The 1,382-nt window shown below is 64.4% G+C and carries 2 protein-coding genes; both read left to right on the top strand.

From position 1 onward, the window contains the following. The coding region (locus RR842_RS08835; RefSeq protein ID WP_332729513.1) for a 4Fe-4S dicluster domain-containing protein at positions 1-478 on the top strand (478 nt) is incomplete at its 5' end. Further along, positions 465-1,322, top strand: a complete 858-nt coding sequence (locus RR842_RS08830) for a 4Fe-4S binding protein (RefSeq protein ID WP_332722600.1) — start codon at positions 465-467, stop codon at positions 1,320-1,322. The genes RR842_RS08835 and RR842_RS08830, both read left to right, overlap by 14 nt. Positions 1,323-1,382: the final 60 nt, after the last annotated feature.

Genomic DNA, 1,382 nt, shown 5'->3' with positions numbered 1-1,382 from the left:
AACCGGTGCGCTGTCCTTTGGCGGAGCGCTCGAGCGCGATCTGGGTGTGGCGGTGGTGGTGAAGGACGCGTGCGTGGCGTGGGATTGGTCCGGCTGCACGGTGTGCAAGGACGAGTGCCCGGTGGAAGGTGCCATAACGCTGGACGACCATGACCGACCGGTCGTGCACGCGGACTATTGCGACGGCTGCGGCCGCTGTGAGGAGGTGTGCCCCTCGGCTTCCCTGCGCGCTTACAATCCCGGTGTTGAGGCGAAGGGCATCGTCGTAGTTTCGCGTGCGAGCATCGCAGGTCAGGTGAGCGATACCATTTCCAGTGCGGAGCTGACGGAGGGTCGCCGCGTTCCCGTGTCAAAGCCTCGTGCTCCCCATTCGTTGGGGCAGCATCCCGATGGCCCCGATGCCCTGCGTGATGCGAGTGCTGCGCATGCGCCAGCAACGACATCGAGCCAGAAGGGGGACTCCCATGAAAACGCATAGGCGCATCGTGCGCATCCTGGTGGCCTTGGGCGTGCTCGTGTTGGCCCTGGCTTCTGCTCGCTTCGAGGGCGCTTTGCCGGTCGGCACGCTGTGCGTAGTCTGCCCTGTCGGCTTTGCCCAGATCGCGGCTGCATCGGGCTCGGTCCCCTGGCACCTGCTGCCGGGCGTGATTGCGGTGCTGGCCATCGTGTTTTTTCTCGGACGCGTGTTCTGCTCCTGGGTGTGTCCTACGCAGATGCTGAAGAACGTGTTCGGAGGGAGGGCTCCGCGCGGCATCCTCGGGCGTACCGGCGAGGTTGTGGAGGCAGCGCCCGCCGGCAGCGCCGGCAGCCTCAAGACCCAGGGCATCGTGCTCGCGGTTCTTCTGGTCGTGTCCTTCGTGGTGAGGTTCCCCGTGTTCTGCCTGTTCTGCCCCATCGGTCTCGTGTTCGGCACGCTCTGGGCCGCAAACCGCGTGTTCGTGCTGCTCCAGCCGGGCTGGGAGTTGGTCGTGTTCCCGCTCATGCTGTTAGCCGAGCTTTTCCTGTTCAAAAAGTGGTGCGCGGTCGTCTGCCCGCTCGGCTTCTTCTTCGGCATCATGGCCAAGGTGCGCGCCAAACTCGGCTTCGGAGCGCGCCCGAAGGCCGGCTGCTCCACCTGCCTCGCCCCCGACGGCTGCCTCACCTGCTCCACCGTGTGCCCCGAGGGCATCGATGTGTCGGCCAACGACTCGGCGGCCGTCCTGCGGGACTGCACGCTGTGCGGTGACTGCACCGAGAACTGCCCGACGAAGTCTATCAAGTTCGCCTTCAAGGAAAGCGCCCCTTCGGCTTGCAACGATGAAAAGGAGTCGTTGCAGGTTTAGTTGGGCGATTTCAAATCATGAATCACTCTTCAAAGGGCGGTCAACCAAAGGGTGGTCAAC

The organism is Gordonibacter sp. (assembly GCF_036667095.1).
Lineage (GTDB): Bacteria > Actinomycetota > Coriobacteriia > Coriobacteriales > Eggerthellaceae > Gordonibacter.
The sequence above is the reverse complement of the archived record's forward strand: the minus strand, read 5'-3'. Positions and strand labels throughout refer to the sequence as shown.

What these genes read in the sequence shown, in the direction of transcription:
- RR842_RS08830 (WP_332722600.1), top strand. Translation starts at nt 465, where the DNA reads ATGAAAACGCATAGGCGCATCGTGCGCATCCTGGTGGCCTTGGGCGTG.